This is a genomic window from Streptomyces pseudoechinosporeus (genome assembly GCF_054783935.1).
Genome location: NZ_BAAGPS010000075.1, coordinates 18,405 through 34,588, shown reverse-complemented (window position 1 = coordinate 34,588; position 16,184 = coordinate 18,405). Strand labels below are relative to the sequence as shown.

Genomic DNA, 16,184 nt, shown 5'->3' with positions numbered 1-16,184 from the left:
AGCCGCGCGGCCTGCCCGGCGTGCCCGGCCAGTGCCCGCGCTCCCGCCAGTCCCTCCGCCGCCAGCGCGACGGCCCGCGGATCGCCGGTGTCGCGGGCCGCGGCGAGGCCCTCCAGATGCAGGGACAGAGCGGCGGCGGCGTCCTGGCGCAGCTCGGCGACGAAGCCGAGTTCGGCCAGGATCAGGGCCGCCCCGTACTCCGCGTCGAACTGCCGGTTCCACGCCAGCCAGGTGCGCAGATACGACTCGGCGGCGTCGAGCCGTCCCTGCCGCCGCGCGCCGAGGGCAAGGCCGAGCTCGGCGAACTCCTCGGCGGGCTTGTCGCCCTGTTCGACCGCGAGCCGCCGGCCGCGCTCGTGGAACTCGTCGGCGCGGGCGTACTGGCCGCTCAGCAGGGCGATCCGGCCGAGGTCGGACCAGCGCATCGACGCGTCGGTCCACAGACCCAGGTCCTCGGCGACGCGCAGCCCTCGCTCGTGCAGCCGGGCGGCTTCCTGGTAGTCGCCCTCGATCTCCGCGAGCCGCCCGAGCACCGCCATCGCCTGCAGCCGGCCCCACCCGTCGTCGGCCTCGTGGAACAGCGCGAGACTCTCCTCGCCGTCACTGCGGGAAGCCGTCAGGTTCCCGCACACATAGGTCTGCATGCCTCGTGTGCTCAGTCCCGCGGCGATCCCCCAGCGGTCGCCCAGGGCGCGGGACTCGGTGAGCACCCGGTTCACCAGCTCCTCGCCCACCGCGAAGTCCCCGAACCGGGTGACCGCGAACCCGAGGAACCAGCCGGCCCTGGTCCGCTCGTGCGGGTCGCGGATGTCCTCGTACAGCTCGAGAACCGCGGCGCTGCGGCGCGCGGAGCCGTCCGGGGCGCCGGACAGCAGGCCCACCCCGGCCCGCCAGGCCGCGGTCACCGCGCGGCCCGGGTCGCCTTCGGCCGTCGGCCCCGCCTGGCCCGGCAGACCGAGGGCCATGGTCAGCTGGCGCCTGGCCTCGGTGAGACGGCCGCGCAGGAACCAGTACCAGACCATCGCGTGCGCCAGGTGCCGCATCAGGCCGGCGTCGCCGTTGGCGGCGGCCGCGTCGAGCGCGCTGCGGATGTTGGCGGTCTCCGCGTCCAGGCGCCGCAGCCACTGCCGCTGGTCGCCGCCGCGCAGGAAGGAGTCGGCCCGCTCGGCGAAGGCCGCGTAGTAGTGCGCGTGGGTGCGCCGCACCCGCTCGTACTCGGTGGCGCGCAGCCGCTCCAGGCAGTACGCGGACACCGACTCGAGGAGCCGGTAGCGGGGTCCGTCGGCTTCGTGGCTGGCCAGGACGAGGGAGCGGTCCACCAGGCGGGTCAGCAGATCCAGGACCTCGGCGGGCTTCACACCGTTGCCTGCGCAGAGGGCCTCGGCGGCGTCCAGGGTGCAGCCGTCGGAGTGGATGGCGAGCCGGCGCAGGACCGACTGCTCGGCCGCGGTGAGCAGCTCCCAGCTCCAGTCGATCATCGCCCGCAGTGTCTGCTGCCGTGCGGGTGCGCCCCGGTGGCCGCCGGTGAGGAGCTTGAACCGGTCGTCCAGGCGCTCCGCGAGCTCGCGCACCCCAAGGACGCGTACCCGTGTGGACGCCAGCTCCAGGGCGAGCGGGATTCCGTCGAGACGGCGGCAGATCAAGGCCACGGCCCGGGCGTTGTCGTCACTCAGCTCGAAGCCGGGCGAGGTGGCCGCGGCCCGGTCGAGGAACATCCGTACCGCGCTGGAGCGCCGCAGCACCGCCGGGTCACTCGAGTCCTCGGGCAGGTCGAGCGGCCGCACCGGCCACAGCTGCTCGCCGGCGATGTCGAGGGGCTCCTGGCTGGTGGCGAGGACGCTAACGCCCGGTGCGCCGCGCAGCAGCGCCTGTGCGAGCCCCGCGGCCGCCTCGATGACGTGCTCGCAGTTGTCCAGGACCAGGAGCAGGCGACGGCCGCGCAGGGCGTCGGTGAGGCGGTCGAGCAGCGTACGCGGCAGGCCGCTCGGCAGCGGTCCGGGGCCGGTGTCGTCCCGGACTCCGAGCGTCGCGGCCACGACCTCGGCGAGGTCGTCGCCCGCGGGCGCCCCGGACTCGGCCAAGAAGGCCTGTGAGGCCAGCTCCACCAGCCAGACGCCGTCCGCGTACGCCTCGGACAGGCGGGTCGCCACCTCCACCGCGAGGCGGGTCTTGCCGACCCCGCCGGGCCCGGTCAAGGTCACCAGGCGGCCCGACTCCACCAGGTCGCGCACGGCGTCCACGGAGTCAGAGCGGCCGATCAGGTCGGTGACCGGGGTGGGCAGATTGGTGCGCGGCCGCGGTGTGGCCGAGGGGGCGGGCACGGCCCGCAGGGCGGGGTCCTGCTGCAGGATCTCCTGTTGCAGGGCCGCCAGTTCGGGCCCCGGTTCGAGGCCCAGGTCCTCGTCCAGGCGGCGGCGCAGGTCCTGGTAGCTGTCCAGGGCCTCGCTGGCGCGACCCGCGCCGTACAGGGCGCGCATATGGGCGCCGCGCAGCCGCTCCCGCAGCGGGTGGCGCCGGGTCAGCTCGCCGAGCTCCGGGGCCAGGAGGCTGTGCTCGCCCAACTCGAGGCGGGCTTCCGCCTGTTCCTCCAGGGCGAGCAGCCGCTGTTCCTCGAGCCGGGTGAGGGCCTCGCGGGCGAACTGCTCGTCCTGGAAGCCGGCGAAGGCGGGGCCGCGCCAGAGCCCGAGGGCCTCGGTGAACAGCTCGGCCCGCTCCCGGGGGTCCGCGGCCGTACGCGCCCGGGCGGTGAGTGCGGTGAAGCGGCCGGCGTCCACCGCGTCGTCCGCCACCTCCAGGACGTATCCGAGGGCCCGGTACGCCAGGAGGCCGGGACCTCCGGCCCGGGTGAGCACCTTCCGTAACCGCGACACCAGGGTCTGCAGCGCGCCCGCGGCGTTGGCGGGCGGCGCGTCCCCCCACAGCTCGTCGACCAGGCGGTCGGCGGAGACCACCTGCCCCTGAGCCGTCAGCAGGGCCGCGAGCAGCGAGCGGACCTTGGCCTCCGGCACCCCTACCAGTTCACCGTCCGCCGACCAGATGGCCAGCGGACCCAGTACCCCGAAACGCATGAGATCAAGGTAGACGCCCCGTGGTCATTGCCGGGTGTGTCAGTGCACTGCAAGCGGACCGACAGCCGACTGCAAGCCCTTGCCCGCACTCTGCGTGCACCGGTGAAAACCGGCGTAACGAGCATCTCGCACGCTGTCTTAGCAGGGAGTCATCATGAGCAAGTTCGCAGGCAAGAAGGCCGTCGTCACCGGCGGCACCCACGGTATGGGCCTGGCCATCGTCAAAGCGCTCCTGGACGGCGGTGCCGAGGTGGTCCTCACCGGTCGCAACGAGAAGAAGATCGAGGAGGCGCGGACCGAGCTGAAGTCGGACTCCGCGCACGTGGTGCGCTCCGACGCCGCGAGCATGGCCGACATCCGGGCCCTCGCGGACACCGCCCAGGAGAAGCTCGGGCGGGTCGACTATCTCTTCGTCAACCACGGCATCGCGGAGGTACAGACCCTCGAGGAGGTCACCGAGGAGGCCTGGGACCGGGCCTTCGCGGTGAACACCAAGGGCGCCTTCTTCACCGTGCAGAGCCTGTCGCCGCTCCTCAACGACGGCGGCGCGATCGTCTTCACCACGGTCGCCAACGACCTGATCTTCCCCGGCCTGAGCGCCTACTCCGGTTCGAAGGAGGCAGTGCGCGCGGCCGCCCATGTCCTCGCGGCCGAGTTCCTGCCCCGCCAGATCCGCGTGAACCTCGTGGCTCCCGGCTACATCAAGACCCCCACCATGGGCGTCGCCGGGCTGACCGAGGAAGAGCGCCGCGAGTTCGAGGAGCAGGGCAGCCAGACCACCCCGCTCAAGCGCAACGGCACGGTCGAAGAGGTCGCCGCGGCCGCCCTGTTCCTCGCCGCCGACGCCACCTTCAGCACCAACGTCGAGTTCCCGGTCGACGGCGGCTTCGCCCAGGGCCTCAGCGGCGCCCACTGATCCTGTGGCGGCCGTCCCCGCCCGGCCGTCGCACCGTCAAGCCCGCCGCCTCGTCTCCGAGCGAGGCGGCGGGCCCCTCGAACAGTCCAAAGGAAAGGTCATAGCCATGACTTCGACCATCGCCACGGGCGTAGCCCGGGCCGGCCGGCGGGAGTGGGCCGGGCTCGCCATGCTGGCCCTGCCCAGCATCCTGCTGTCCCTGGATGTGACGCTGCTGCACCTCGCGGTGCCGCACCTGGGAGCGGCGCTCGCGCCGAGCAGCACCCAGATGCTGTGGATCATCGATATCTACGCCTTCATGATCGCCGGATTCCTGGTCACCGCGGGCACGTTGGGTGACCGCATCGGCCGGCGCAAGCTGCTCCTGATCGGCGCGGTCGCCTTCGGTGTCGCCTCGGTGATCGCCGCCTATGCGAACAGCCCCGAGATGCTCATCGCCGCCCGGGCCCTGCTCGGCGTCGCGGGCGCGACCCTGATGCCCTCCACGCTCGCCCTGATCAGCAATATGTTCCAGGACCCCAAGCAGCGCGGCACCGCCATCGGCATCTGGGCCGCCAGCTTCTCCGTCGGCATCGCGCTCGGCCCGGTCGTCGGCGGCGCCATGCTGGAGGCCTTCTGGTGGGGCTCGGTGTTCCTGCTCGCCGTGCCGGTGATGGCACTGCTCCTGATCACCGGACCGATCCTGCTGCCCGAGTACAAGGACGAGAACGCCGGGCGGATCGACCTGGCCAGCGTCCTGCTGTCGCTCGCCGCCATCCTGCCGGTCATCTACGGCGTCAAGGAGATCGCCAAGCACGGCCTCGAGCCCGCTTCCGTGATCGCCATCATCGTCGGCGCGGCGTTCGGCTATGTCTTCGGCCGCCGCCAACTGCGCCTGGACGACCCGATGCTGGACCTCAGCCTGTTCCGCAGCCGGGCCTTCAGCGTGGCCCTCGGCGTGATGCTCTTCGCCGCCGTCGCCATGGGCGGCATCTACCTGTTCGTCACCCAGTACCTGCAGATGGTCGCCGCGCTCTCGCCGCTGCGCGCCGGTCTGTGGCTGCTGCCCGCGGCGGCCGCGCTCATCGCCACGTCGATGCTCGCCCCCATCGCGGCGCGCAGGATCCGCCCCGGCAATGTCACCGCGATCGGCCTGATCCTGTCCGCCATCGGCTACTTCATCCTCACGCAGGCCGACCCGAGCAAGAGCGTGGCGCTCGTGGTCGTCGGCTTCGGCTTCATCTACGCCGGCATCGGTCCCGTCATGGGCCTGAGCGTCTCGCTGATCGTCGGCTCCGCACCTCCGGAGAAGGCCGGTGCCGCCGCCGCGCTGCAGCAGACCAGCAGCGACTTCGGCCTCGCCGTGGGCATCGCCGCCCTGGGCAGCCTCGGCACCACCGTGTACCGCAACGGCGTCGTCGACAAGCTCCCCGCCGACACCCCGGCCGCCGCGGCCGACGCCACCCGCGACACCCTCGCCCGGGCCCTCGACGCCACGTCGAGCCTGCCGGGCCCGCTGGCCGACCAGATCATCACGCCCGCCCGTGAGGCGTTCGCGTCCGGTCTCAACGTCGTCGCCCTCATCGGCGGCATCCTGGTCACCGCTCTCACGGTGCTCGCGGTCACCATGCTGCGGCATGTTCCGCCGACCGGCTCCGCCCCCGCACCGGCCGAGGACACCGACGTCCCCGCGCCCGTCGCGGCCGACGGCCCGCTGGAGGAGCAGCCGGCCGCAGCCGCCCGATAGCGGGTACGGCGGGCGGGTGCGGGCGGGGCGACACCTCGCCCGCGCCTCCCGCCGGCTCCCGCGGAAACCGAAGGTCCGCGGTCACCGCCCGACGATGTGTGGTGACCGTCCCCAGGAACGTGCGGCGCTGTCGCTGCGGCGGGGGGTAGTTGGTGTATGGGGTGGTGTGTGAGCTGCCGCGTTGGTGGTGGGTTGATAACTGGGTCTGGTGGGCTGTGGGGGCTGTGACCTGGGGTTGTGTGGGTTGCAGTGGGAATAGCTGGGGCGTTGTGGGTAGCTTCTGCGTCTAAAGGACCGGCTACTGTTTTGCCTGGTCAGGGCTGTTTCGCCTGGTCAGCTGGGGTATTGCCCTGTAGCGGTTTTCTTGATCGGTTGTGCATTGTCGTCGGGTTGGGTGCATGGATCAGGGGAGGGCACGGGGTGCGGTTAGAGGTTCGGGTCGGGTCGGCTGCGGGGGAGTTGCGGTCCTTGCGGGGCTGGTTGCGGGCGGATCCTGAGGTGGGCAGGTCTGCCGTGGTGGGGGTAGAGGCTGGTGTGCCTGGGCCGGGGGAGATGGGCACGGGGCTTGATGTGCTGCAGCTGGTGACGGGGAATGGGTGGAGTGCGGCGTCGTTCGTGCTGGCGGTGGTGGCGTGGCGGCAGTCCCGACCGCAGCGGCCGCGGGTGGAGATCCGCCGGGGGGAGACGGTCGTCGTTTTGACGGACTGTTCGCAGGAGGAGATCGAGCGGGCGGTCCGGGCGCTTGATGCCGCCAGCGGTGATGAGGGCGGCGATCGGTGAGCGTGCTGCCCGATCCCGGCGCCTCGCGGGCGGTCCTGGTGGGCACGGGCCGCTATGAGCATCTGGAGCAGTTGCCGGCTGTTTCGAACAATCTGCAGGCCCTGGGCGATCTCCTGCGTGGCCCGTTGTCTTTGCAGTTGCCTGCCCGGCATGTGACCGTCGTCGAGGATCCGGTGGCCGCGCACACCGTGGTGGGCGCGGTGAGGCAGGCGGCTGCCGAAGCCACCGACACGCTGGTGGTCTACTTTGCCGGGCACGGCTTGGTCGATGCGCAGGATCAGCTCAGTCTGGCCCTGCCGCACACCGAGTTCGGCCGTGTGGAGACCGGTCTGCCTTATGACTGGCTGCGTCAGGTTCTCCTTCTGGACTCTCGGGCGGAGCGTCATGTCGTGATCCTGGACTGCTGCTACAGCGGCCTGGCGCTGGGGAGGATGAGCGCCGAGGCCGGGCTTGCCGACCAGGCCGCGGTGGAGGGGAGCTTTCTCCTGGCGGCCGCCGCCGAGACCCGTACCGCCCTGGCGCCGGTGGGGGAGACCTATACGGCTTTCACCGGGGCGCTGCTCGACACGCTGCGCCGTGGGATACCCGGCGGTCCCGCGCTGCTCGATCTCGCAGCTGTCTACCGGCACGTGCGCCTGACGCTGGAAGCGCGGGGGCACCCTGTTCCGCAGGCCCGGGACCGTAACAGCGGCGCTCAGGTCGCGCTCGGACGCAATCACGCGGCTCTGCCCGCCACACCGGTCACTGCTACGCCTGGTGGGGGCGCCGGGGAGCGTGCGTGGCCGGATCCGCGTGCGATCCGTACGGTCACGGGGTTCTTCACCGCTCTCGCGGACGTACGCGTGATGAGCGGTCTGACCCAGCAGGCGGTCAGCGAGCGCTCGGCCGGACGCATATCGGCCGGTACCGTCAGCAGTCTGCTCAACCGCAGCTCGCTTCCCACCACGTGGAGCACAACGGCCGCCTACCTCTCGGCCTGCGGCGTTCCCGACGATCAGATCACGCAGTGGCAGGCCGTATGGCAGCAGCTGCGCGTGGAGACCTCGTCAGCCCGGGCGGCAGGCACGGCCTCCGCCGGGGGTGGCGAGCCCGAGAGGAAAAGGGCATGGCCGGGGCGTTTGTCGGTGTTCCGCAGGGAGCGGGGTCACTGACCGGAGACGGCAGGAGCCGAGGAGGTTGACGGCTGAGGGCGGGGAGTCGTGTCCGAGTCGTCGGACCCGTTGCCGAACAGAGTGTTCCACCCGGCGATGGCCAGAACAGCGACCACCAGGACAAGGCCCGTGGACGGCTTCTTCCACCGGCTGGACGCCGACGACGGCTTCACGTAGTGCCCTGCCCGGTAATGCCCTTTGCGGTTCTTCGCCTTTGCCACAGCTACACGTCCCCGTTCGGTGCGACTGCTTTGTCGGGCAGAGTCTCGCAGCGATCGGTCCGTGCCGGTTCCTGAACGACTGAGTACGGCTGATTCCGCACGCTGCGGGAGCGACCCCGGCATCTCGTGGTCGGGCCTGTCAGCGCCTTCGTGTGGGGCGGCCTTGTTGTTCGGCGAGGTGGTCGAGTTGTACCGCGTCGAGGGCGGCTTTGGTGATTTTTTCGGTGCCGTCGGTGATGGCGGTGATGGCTGCTTGGCGGATGAGTCTTGTGAGGCTTCCGATGCGGCCGGCGGTGCGCTGGTGGAGGTAGGCGTGGTGGCGGGGGAGGGTGCCGGGGCGGTGTGAGGTGAGGTCGAGGGCGTTTTCGAGGTCGGTGATGACGTCGGTGAAGGGGCGGGTCTGGCCCTGGCGGGCGGGGAGGGGGCCGCAGGTGATGAGGGTGTCGCGGCCGGCGAGTTGGACGCCGGCGGTGTTGTAGGTGTGGCAGACGGCGTCGGTGATCTGGGCCTGGGTCATGCGGGTGGTTACGGGGATGCCGAGGTAGCGGGCGAACTCGGTGGTGAGGGTCTTGGCGGTGGCGCCGGGCGGGACGAGGACGTAGGCGACCGGGACCTGGGGGTGGGCTGAGCCGGGTGGGGCGGGGTTGCGGTGGGTGTGGGCGAGGTGGCAGGTGCGTCCGACGTGGAGGAGCGCGGTGGTTTTCCCCGCGGCTGCGGGGCCGGTGACGATCAGTGAGGGCCTGGCGGTGGTGGTCTGGTGGCGGCCGAGGATCATCAGGGTGCGCACGTGGCGGGCGAGGGTGTCGATGGCGGGAGTGCGGACGGTGACGAACGCGGAGTGGTAGGCGAGGCGTTCTTCGCGGCTGCGGGGCGCCTCGCCGGGCTGGGGCGGGGCGGGTGGCGCCGTGGTGGCGAAGTGCTGCCAGCCCTGCCAGGTGGTCACCGGCCATGACGTGATCGCCGTGTCTGCCGTGGACTGCCCCGCTGCGCCGGCGTCGGGTGTGTGGTTGCTGCCGGGATCGCCGGCTGTGGCGGGTGGGCGGGTGTTCACCATTTCAGGGCCTCCGCGCGGGCGTCGTAGAGACCGAGTCCGGTGTAGGGGACGGCGGGCGAGTCGCCGTCGTCGGCGTCGTCTTCTTCCGCGTCCAGGTCCGGGTCCTGTTCTTCGTCGGGGGTGTCGTCGAGGTCGTCGAGGCTGTCGGTGTCCGTCCCGGGCCCGGTCCTGCGGGCGCCGGAGTCGGGGTCGGGGTCTGGTTCGTTCGGGTGGTCGGGTGCGGAGCGCGGTGGGGGCAGGGGTGTTCGGGCGGGTTGGGTGCGGGCCAGGAGGCGTTGTTCGCCTGCGGTGGCATTGCCGGTGCGAGTGCGGCGCATGAGCTCGTCGAGGGCGTCGGCGAGGTCGGCTTCGTGGCTGTCGGGGTCGGTGTGGCGGGTGACGGTGGTGCGGATGTGCTGCCAGGTCTGTTCGTTGAACGGGCGGTGGACGTGGGCGCGGTGGATCCAGGGGATTTCGGCGAACGTGCCGTCGGGCAGGTGCAGCCAGATCTGGCGGGCGTCGTGGGGGTTGGTGTGGACTTCCCATTTCCCGCCGCGGGCGGTGATGGGGGAGGGCTGCCCGCGGTAGGGGGCGAGAAGGTCGCAGTCGTAGGTGCGGTGGTGCAGGCGGATCCCGCGTTCGGTGATGGCCTGCCAGCGCACCGGCAGCAGTTCGAGGTAGTCGTCCCTGGTGAGGGGGACGGGGACGTACCCGGCGACCGAGATGAGGGCGGCCCACATCTGGTTCGGTGTCAGTGCGGCCTTGGGCAGCACGGGATGGCGTAGCCCTTGGTGCGGGCGGTGGTGGTAGTGCACGAGCCATTCGTCGAGGAGGTCCTGCAACTGCGCGACGGTGAAGTACGCCTCGCGTTCGGCATCGCGCCTGCGGCGGGTGATGTCGGAGCCGGTGTAGCCGGGCAGGTGCTGGCACCACAGTGAGTTGATCGAGCCGAAGGTCCGCTCGACGATGCCCTTGGCGGTGGGGGCGTAGGGCGGGGCGGGCTGCACGCTGACGCCGAGGGTCTCGCAGGCTGAGGTGAACGCCCTGGAGAGGAACACTTTGCCCCGGTCGACGACGATCGTTTCGGGGATCACGACCGGGCGGGCGGCCGCGCCCTGAAGGCGCTCGTCCAGCGTCAGCAACCGCGTCCGGGGGAGCAGTTGGGTGTGGGTGAAGCGCAGGGCGTCGGGCCAGGTGGGCTTCGCCGGGTGGGGGACGGCCATCTCCGCCAGCAGCAGGGCCGCGTCCACGGCCTGGGTGCCGCCCGGACAGAGCACAGCCGCGAGGATCGCTCGCGTGGCGACGTCTACCGCGATGGTCATCTCGGGCCGGCCGAGGGTGCCGTCGTCGAACAGGGCGAGGACGTCGAGCCGGGTGGTATCGATCTGCACCTGCTCTCCGGGCCGCAGGGCGACGGTGGGGGTGTGGGCCCGTCCGTCCTCGGTGATGGGCGGGGTGCGCACCGGACGTGCGGGATGGTCGGCGGGGCCGGCGAGCTGATGGACGAGCCGGTAGAAGGTGGCCTGCGCCGGCATAGCCACCGTGCCGCCGTGCCGGTCCTTAAGGATGTGCGCGACCAGCGGCATCAGCCCTTTGATGGTGCCCTTGGAACGGCCGCGCTGGCGGCGCAGCGCCTCTTTGACCGCGGCGACGACCCGCTCGTCGGCCCGTCCGGTGGGGCTGGGGCCGCGGGTGGTGCGGTGGTCGATGAGCCCCCACTGGCCCTGTTTGCGGTAGGCCAGGCGCATGCGCTGCACCGTCGTACGGGACACCCGGCCGAAGCCGAGCGCGGTCAGCTCCTCGGCCTTGGCCTGCTCCCGTTCGGCCAGCGTGTGCTGCTCGGAGTCGTACTGCTCCCGCACCGGCCCGCCGCTGCCCAGCCCGCCGGGCAGCCCGCACTCGACTTCCCGGATGTGACGCTGCCAGGCCAGCGCCTTCTCCCGCGCCGCGGCCGGGGCGGTCTCGAACAGCCCCCACCGCGGCACCGCCTGAGGCTGCTGCGTCTCTGCTCCCAGAACGGCGAAGCCCGCATCGGCGAAGAGGTGCCCGGCGAGCACCGCCTCGTCACTGCCGTCCTCGCCGGCCAGGTGGATGCGCTGCCCGGCCAGGGCGACGACCTGCCACCGCGATCCGCGGAAGCGGACATGCGCCCCGACCGCCACCACCGGCCGACCGCTCTGTCGGCCGCTGCTCACACCGCCTCCCCGCGCCCGGCGCCAGCCCCGCCGCAGGCCGCGTCTGACGCCGGGCACTCGGCCGCGGGGACGCAGCCCTGGCTCTCCTCGCCACGGCCGTCGCCGGCGTCATCGTGCAGGCTTTTGGCCGGCGCTGCGCCCCTGCCCTCGCGGAGGCAGCCGGGACTGACGATGACCCGTTCGTGCAGCGGCGTCTCCAGTGCTGTCGTCAGCGTGTGGTGCCACAGGGCGTGGACAGGGCGTGGAAGACGGCCGGGAGGACCTCGATCGGGTCGCCGGCTGCTTCGGCGCCCTCGATTAGCGGCCGCGGCCGCGCGAAGGCCTCGAGCACTGCGGGCATCAGGCCGGGCCTGCCCTGGTTGCGGGGGTGGCGGTAGCCGGCCAGCCATTTCAGGTTCGCCGCCAGCACCTCATCCAGCGGCGCCAGGCGCCGGTAGCTCCAGCCGATGTCCGCGCACGCCGCAGCCACCGCCTGCGCGGCCTTCAGGGCGCGTTCGCCGCCGGCGTCGGGGTGGCTGGGGCAGTCGGCCACAAGCGCGGTGCCGTCGGCGTAGCGGGCGAACAGCTGCGGCACCCAGGAACGCACCTGGCCCCGGTGGTTGCGCCACAGCAGCCGTACTGGCCGTCCGGCCAGGCCGGTGACCTGCGGGTCGCGGTCCAGGGCCATCAGCTGCGTACGCATGGCGTTCGATCCAGCGGCCACGTGCCGCCCGGTGGTGGCCGACCACCACAGGCCCGGCCCCCACCGCCGTCCCGGCACCACCGGGAAAGCCGACACCGGATCGAGGTCTTCGAACGCGACCGCGAGGGCGGCGTCCGCCCACCGCTGCTGCACCGTTTGCCCGACGGGGTCGAGGAAGACTGCCTCGAACTCGGTATGGCGACCGGCCGCCACCCGCCCTGCCCGGCTCCCTGGCCCGGCCGTACCTGCGTTGATCACCTGCTTCAGCCAAGCCGTATCCGTGTGCAGCCACCTGGTTTTGGGGATTCCTGCCACGAACGGGTACCGCGTGCGCTAACGGTTGACGAGCCCCTCTGGCGGCTGCTCCGCGCTTGCCGGGCGGTCCCTTCAGCCTCTGTCTTCCTGGCCGGCCGTCAGCATGTTCATCAAGGCGTCGGGGGACATTTCCGCCCACTGGGCGACCTCTTCCAGGGGCATCCCGGCGTTCGCCGAGACCAGGGCGGTCCGCTTCCAGGCGTTCTCAATCAGGTCGGCGCTGTGGCGGAGGTTGCGCAGGAGCTGGCGGGCGACGTCGGCGGTGGCCCCGGTCTGCGCTCCGCGCAGCTGGAGCAGTTGTTCCTCGGCGCTCTCGATCGCTCGGGTGATCAGCGTGCGCTGTTCGGCGGGCACCGCCGCGCGCCACATCCTCCCCGAGCCGGGCGCCTTCTTCTCCTTGCCCAGCACCCGCAGCTGTCCGGCCATGGTGGCGGGTTGGTGTTCCTGGCGCAGCCACCAGGGGTCGTTGTCGTATCCGGGGGGGTCCGCCGGCGCCGCGGCGCAGGCGGATGACGCTGCCCATCCAGGAGGTCAGCGGGCCGCCGTAGTCGGTCGCGGCCAGCGGCCCCAGCCACTCCCGCCTGACCCGCTCGCCGAGCCGGCGGCAGAACATCCCGTCGGCGGGCAGCGCCCGCGGCCGCCCGGCGCCGCTGTCCATCCACGCCAGCTGGGCCATGGCCGGGTCCAGCAGCGCGTCGGCGACGGCGACCACCTCGGGGAAGACGACCGCGTCCCGCCCCGCGATCCGCCACCGCTCCAGATCACCCCCGGCGTCACCGCCCGCGACCTGGTGCAGCCGCCGCGGCCACATCGTCTCCCGCTCCCAGTGAAGGGCCTGCTCCCACCACCGGGCCACCACCGCGTGCGCCAGCGCGAACACCCTCGCCGGCTCCGCTCCTGCCCGTACCGCCCGCCGCGCCACCCCGGTCCACCGCCGCTGCGCAGCGGTCACCTCCGGCAGGTGCCGCACGTCCAGATGCTCAAGAGGCTGGTCGGCGTCCGCGTCCAGCAGCCACCGCCCGTGCCGGACACACACCCGGGACCAGAGCGGCGCGTACCGCACGACCCGCACGGCCGTCCCCGTACGCCGGGCCGTGCACAGGCGGCAGCCGAATGCCGCCGGCCCGGTGACCGCGCCGCCGATCCGCCACGCTGCCGCCGGCACGTGGTCTTCTTCGGCGGGCAGCTTGGCGTCCTCCCGTTCCCAGGACGGCAACGCCCGCGCCAGCACGTCCTCCTCAACGCCGCACAGGCCTGCCAGGAGCTGCCGTCCGGCTGCGTTCAGCAGCACCTCGGCGTCGGCCCGCGCGCCCCCGCCGTCGTGCCCAGGCTGGTAGTTGCGCCAGTGCCAGCACGACCGCAACACCTTCGCTTCCATCCCGTAGCGGCTCGCGATGCGGCAGATCAACGACGAGGTCGTCTCCCCCTGCAGGGGAGCGGTCCGCAGCAGGCCGGGGTGATGGGTCACTTCACCACGGTCTCGTGTTCGCCGTCCCGGCGGGCGCTTTCGCAACGGATGCCCAGCGGAATCCAAGCAAGCCGGTTCCCCGAGAACGGCTGTGGAGAGCTGATCCCTTTCGCAAGCTGCCTCTCGGCTCCTTCGCCAAGCCGGGGGTCACCCGGGGTCACCCCAGCTGGTTTCAGTCCCAGCGCACGGAGCTGTCTCTCCTGGTCCCCACAGCGGACCGCGGCGCACGGACCCAGGTGCCGCGAGGACGGGACTCAGGGCAGGACTCCAGCATCGACGCCCACCGCAACGCATTTCGTACGCGACACGTACGGCAAACGTACGCTATCCGTACGGTTCATGGGCTAGGGTGTTGCTCAGGAGGTGTTCCATGTCCGAGTTGTTCGATCGGATCGATGCGCTGGTTGCGTCCCGGTCTCCGCTGCCGCCGCCGGCGGAACGTAAGCGGCTGCGCCACGCACACGGCCTGACGCTGGACGAAGTGGCCTCAGCCCTGGACGTTCGGCGGGCAACCGTCAGCGGCTGGGAGTCCGGCAAGACCGAGCCGCGGCCGCCGGAACGCGAGGCGTACGCGCGACTGCTCGGCAAGCTCGCGGAGCTCTACCCCCCCGACCCCAACGCCACGGCGCCCGTTGAGGGCACGGCCGTTCCGGAGACGTTCTCGAGCGCTCCCGCCCCGGCTCCGCAGGCGCAGCCTGTGCCCACAGACGCGGCGCCCGAGGCTGCGGCCATGACGACCGAACCGAACACCCAGACCCGCACCGCCGCCAACGCCGTGCCTCCGGCTGCCGCGCCCAGTCCGGCGCGCACCACCAGGTCGACGTCGTCGGCGTCGCGACGCCCGGCCGCGAGGAAGGCCGCCCCGGCGAACACCCCGGCCGGTGGCACGGATCCACGGTTTGCGGACGGTCCGCTGGCGGTCGTCGACGTCGACGCCGACGGCCAGGTCCTCGCGTACTGCACCGGCGGCCTGGTCCTGGACGTGCCCGCCAAGAGCCTGCCGTCCCTGGTGGACTGGACGCTGAAGGAGGCGAAGCTCGGGGCGCCGAAGCTGTCCGGTCCGGGCAAGGACGCCGACCCGCTGCTGGTGCTCACCGAGGCCGCGCTGGAGCGCTACGGCCTGCCGGTCGCCCTCACGGAGGAGGAGCGGCTCGCCGGGCGGATTCCGGAGGGTCACAAGGTCATCAAGCAGTTGGTGCGCGCCGACTGGCAGCTGACCAAGCGCGGGTTCGGGCCGTGGGCGCGGATCTACCGTCCCGCCACCGGTTCGGAGCGGGCCTGCGTGCAGCTGTGCATCCCGTCGTGGAACGCGCTGGACACCCGGCACTGGGGCGAGGCCGGGCAGCTTGCGCCGGCGGAACTCGCGCGCGTGCTGGGCGTGTACGCGTCCCGGGTGATGACCCCGCGCGGCTCCACGGCCGTGACCGGCCTGGAGCTGATGACCGCCCTGCACCCGCCGACCCGGGCCTCCGAGCCGGACGCCGACGGCAAGCGGCACTCCGAGCACAACCCCGGCTCGCTGGGCAAGGACCCGGTGGACTGCGCGCCGTGCGAGGCCCCCGACGGACACCCGCTCCTGGCGGACCTGCCGCGCTTCCACGTGCGCGGTCCGGCGGAGAAGCTCTTCGAGGAGGCGTACGACTGGGCGCGGCCAATGACGGATGCCGAGTGCACCCTGCGGCACCTGGTCGGCATCGACGTGAACATGGCCTTCGCCGCCGGCGCCAACGGCCTGGTCGTCGGTCTCGGTGCGCCGACGCACGTGAAGGCGCCGGTGTTCGATGCGAAGCTGCCCGGCTCCTGGCTGGTCGACCTCAGCCATGTGGACCTCTCCCGGGTGAAGGTCGGCAAGGACAAGTGGGCGGACCTGGACGCGAGTCGGCTGCCCAGCCCGTTCACGCCGAAGGGCGAGCGCCCCGAGGGCCCGGCCTGGTACGCGACGCCGACCGTGGCGTACGCGGTGGAGCTCGGCTACGACGTCGCGCCGATCGAGGCGTACGTCCGGCACGAGAACGGCCGTTACCTGGACGGCTGGTACCACCGGCTGCGCGACGCCTACCTCGCCACGATGGCCGACCTCGGCGTCGACGCGGACATGGCGCCGGCGGACTTCCTGGCGGCGATGGACGGCTACCGCAGCCGTGACCCGGAGCTGGCGATCGTGGTGTCCGCGGTCAAGGCGACGGTCAAGGGCGGGCTGGGCAAGCTGCGCGAGCGGCCGCGCGGGGAGGGCTGGCGGTCCGGCGAGCCGTGGCGGGCGCTGTCCCGCCCGACGTGGCGGCCGGACATCCGCGCGGCGGTCATCTCCCGCACCCGGATCAACCTGCACCGGAAGATCGTCAAGCATGCGGCGTTCACCGGGCAGTACCCGGTGGCGGTCCTCTCCGACTGCGTCGTGTACGCCGTCGACGGCGCCAGCCCGCTGGACTTCCTGCCCTACCGGGACGGCAAGCCGCTGCCCGGCGGCTTCAAGCTCGGCATCAACCCGGGCCTGGTGAAGTGGGAGGGCACCCAGAGCGTGCTGTGGGGAGAGGGTGTCCGCGAGCGGTTCAACGCGCCGGAGCTCAACCTCGCCCGGTACATCAAGGACGGCACCGTCACCGACGTCGACAACGGAGAGTAGGAGAGG

The 16,184-nt window shown here is 72.2% G+C and carries 11 protein-coding genes; 6 read left to right on the top strand and 5 right to left on the bottom strand.

What is annotated here, in order from left to right:
* A partial coding sequence (locus tag ACYVO6_RS42940) for a BTAD domain-containing putative transcriptional regulator (RefSeq protein WP_461071279.1) occupies window positions 1-3,068 on the bottom strand: 3,068 nt, incomplete at its 3' end.
* 154 nt (window positions 3,069-3,222) lie between these two features.
* Here ACYVO6_RS42940 and ACYVO6_RS42935 point away from each other — a divergent pair.
* The 5 genes from ACYVO6_RS42935 (at window position 3,223) to ACYVO6_RS42915 (ending at window position 7,818) form a co-directional block, all read left to right on the top strand.
* Window positions 3,223-3,984 carry an SDR family oxidoreductase gene (locus ACYVO6_RS42935; protein ID WP_461071277.1) on the top strand — a complete coding sequence of 254 codons (762 nt, stop codon included), beginning with the start codon at window positions 3,223-3,225 and terminating at the stop codon, window positions 3,982-3,984.
* Window positions 3,985-4,090: 106 nt separating this feature from the next.
* Complete coding sequence (locus ACYVO6_RS42930; RefSeq protein WP_461071275.1) at window positions 4,091-5,710, top strand: MFS transporter; 1,620 nt, start codon at window positions 4,091-4,093, stop codon at window positions 5,708-5,710.
* Between the two features lie 237 nt (window positions 5,711-5,947).
* A complete protein-coding gene (locus ACYVO6_RS42925; protein WP_461071273.1) occupies window positions 5,948-6,490 on the top strand; it encodes an effector-associated constant component EACC1 in 543 nt (180 codons plus the stop codon).
* Window positions 6,487-7,641: a caspase family protein gene (locus ACYVO6_RS42920; RefSeq protein ID WP_461071271.1), complete on the top strand. Its 1,155-nt coding sequence runs from the start codon at window positions 6,487-6,489 to the stop codon at window positions 7,639-7,641. Before ACYVO6_RS42925 ends, ACYVO6_RS42920 begins: the two co-directional genes overlap by 4 nt.
* A 48-nt stretch (window positions 7,642-7,689) precedes the next feature.
* Window positions 7,690-7,818: a hypothetical protein gene (locus tag ACYVO6_RS42915; protein WP_461071269.1), complete on the top strand. Its 129-nt coding sequence runs from the start codon at window positions 7,690-7,692 to the stop codon at window positions 7,816-7,818.
* Between the two features lie 183 nt (window positions 7,819-8,001).
* On the opposite strand, the gene ACYVO6_RS42910 is transcribed toward ACYVO6_RS42915, so the two are convergent.
* The 4 genes from ACYVO6_RS42910 to ACYVO6_RS42895 all read right to left on the bottom strand — a co-directional run bounded on the left by ACYVO6_RS42910 (window position 8,002) and on the right by ACYVO6_RS42895 (window position 13,555).
* Entirely contained in the window at window positions 8,002-8,805 is an 804-nt protein-coding gene (locus ACYVO6_RS42910) for a TniB family NTP-binding protein (protein WP_461071281.1), read from the bottom strand.
* Between the two features lie 104 nt (window positions 8,806-8,909).
* The gene (locus ACYVO6_RS42905; RefSeq protein ID WP_461071267.1) at window positions 8,910-11,090 is read right to left on the bottom strand and encodes a transposase; all 2,181 of its coding nucleotides are present in this window, start codon (window positions 11,088-11,090) and stop codon (window positions 8,910-8,912) included.
* Window positions 11,091-11,298: 208 nt separating this feature from the next.
* Complete coding sequence (locus ACYVO6_RS42900; protein WP_461071265.1) at window positions 11,299-12,030, bottom strand: TnsA-like heteromeric transposase endonuclease subunit; 732 nt, start codon at window positions 12,028-12,030, stop codon at window positions 11,299-11,301.
* A 262-nt stretch (window positions 12,031-12,292) separates the two neighbouring features.
* Window positions 12,293-13,555, bottom strand: coding sequence for a DNA-binding protein (locus ACYVO6_RS42895; protein WP_461071263.1), 1,263 nt, complete (start codon window positions 13,553-13,555; stop codon window positions 12,293-12,295).
* Window positions 13,556-13,925: 370 nt separating this feature from the next.
* Between ACYVO6_RS42895 and tap the strand changes: the two genes are divergently transcribed.
* The gene (gene tap / locus ACYVO6_RS42890; protein WP_461071261.1) at window positions 13,926-16,178 is read left to right on the top strand and encodes a telomere-associated protein Tap; all 2,253 of its coding nucleotides are present in this window, start codon (window positions 13,926-13,928) and stop codon (window positions 16,176-16,178) included.
* Window positions 16,179-16,184: the final 6 nt, after the last annotated feature.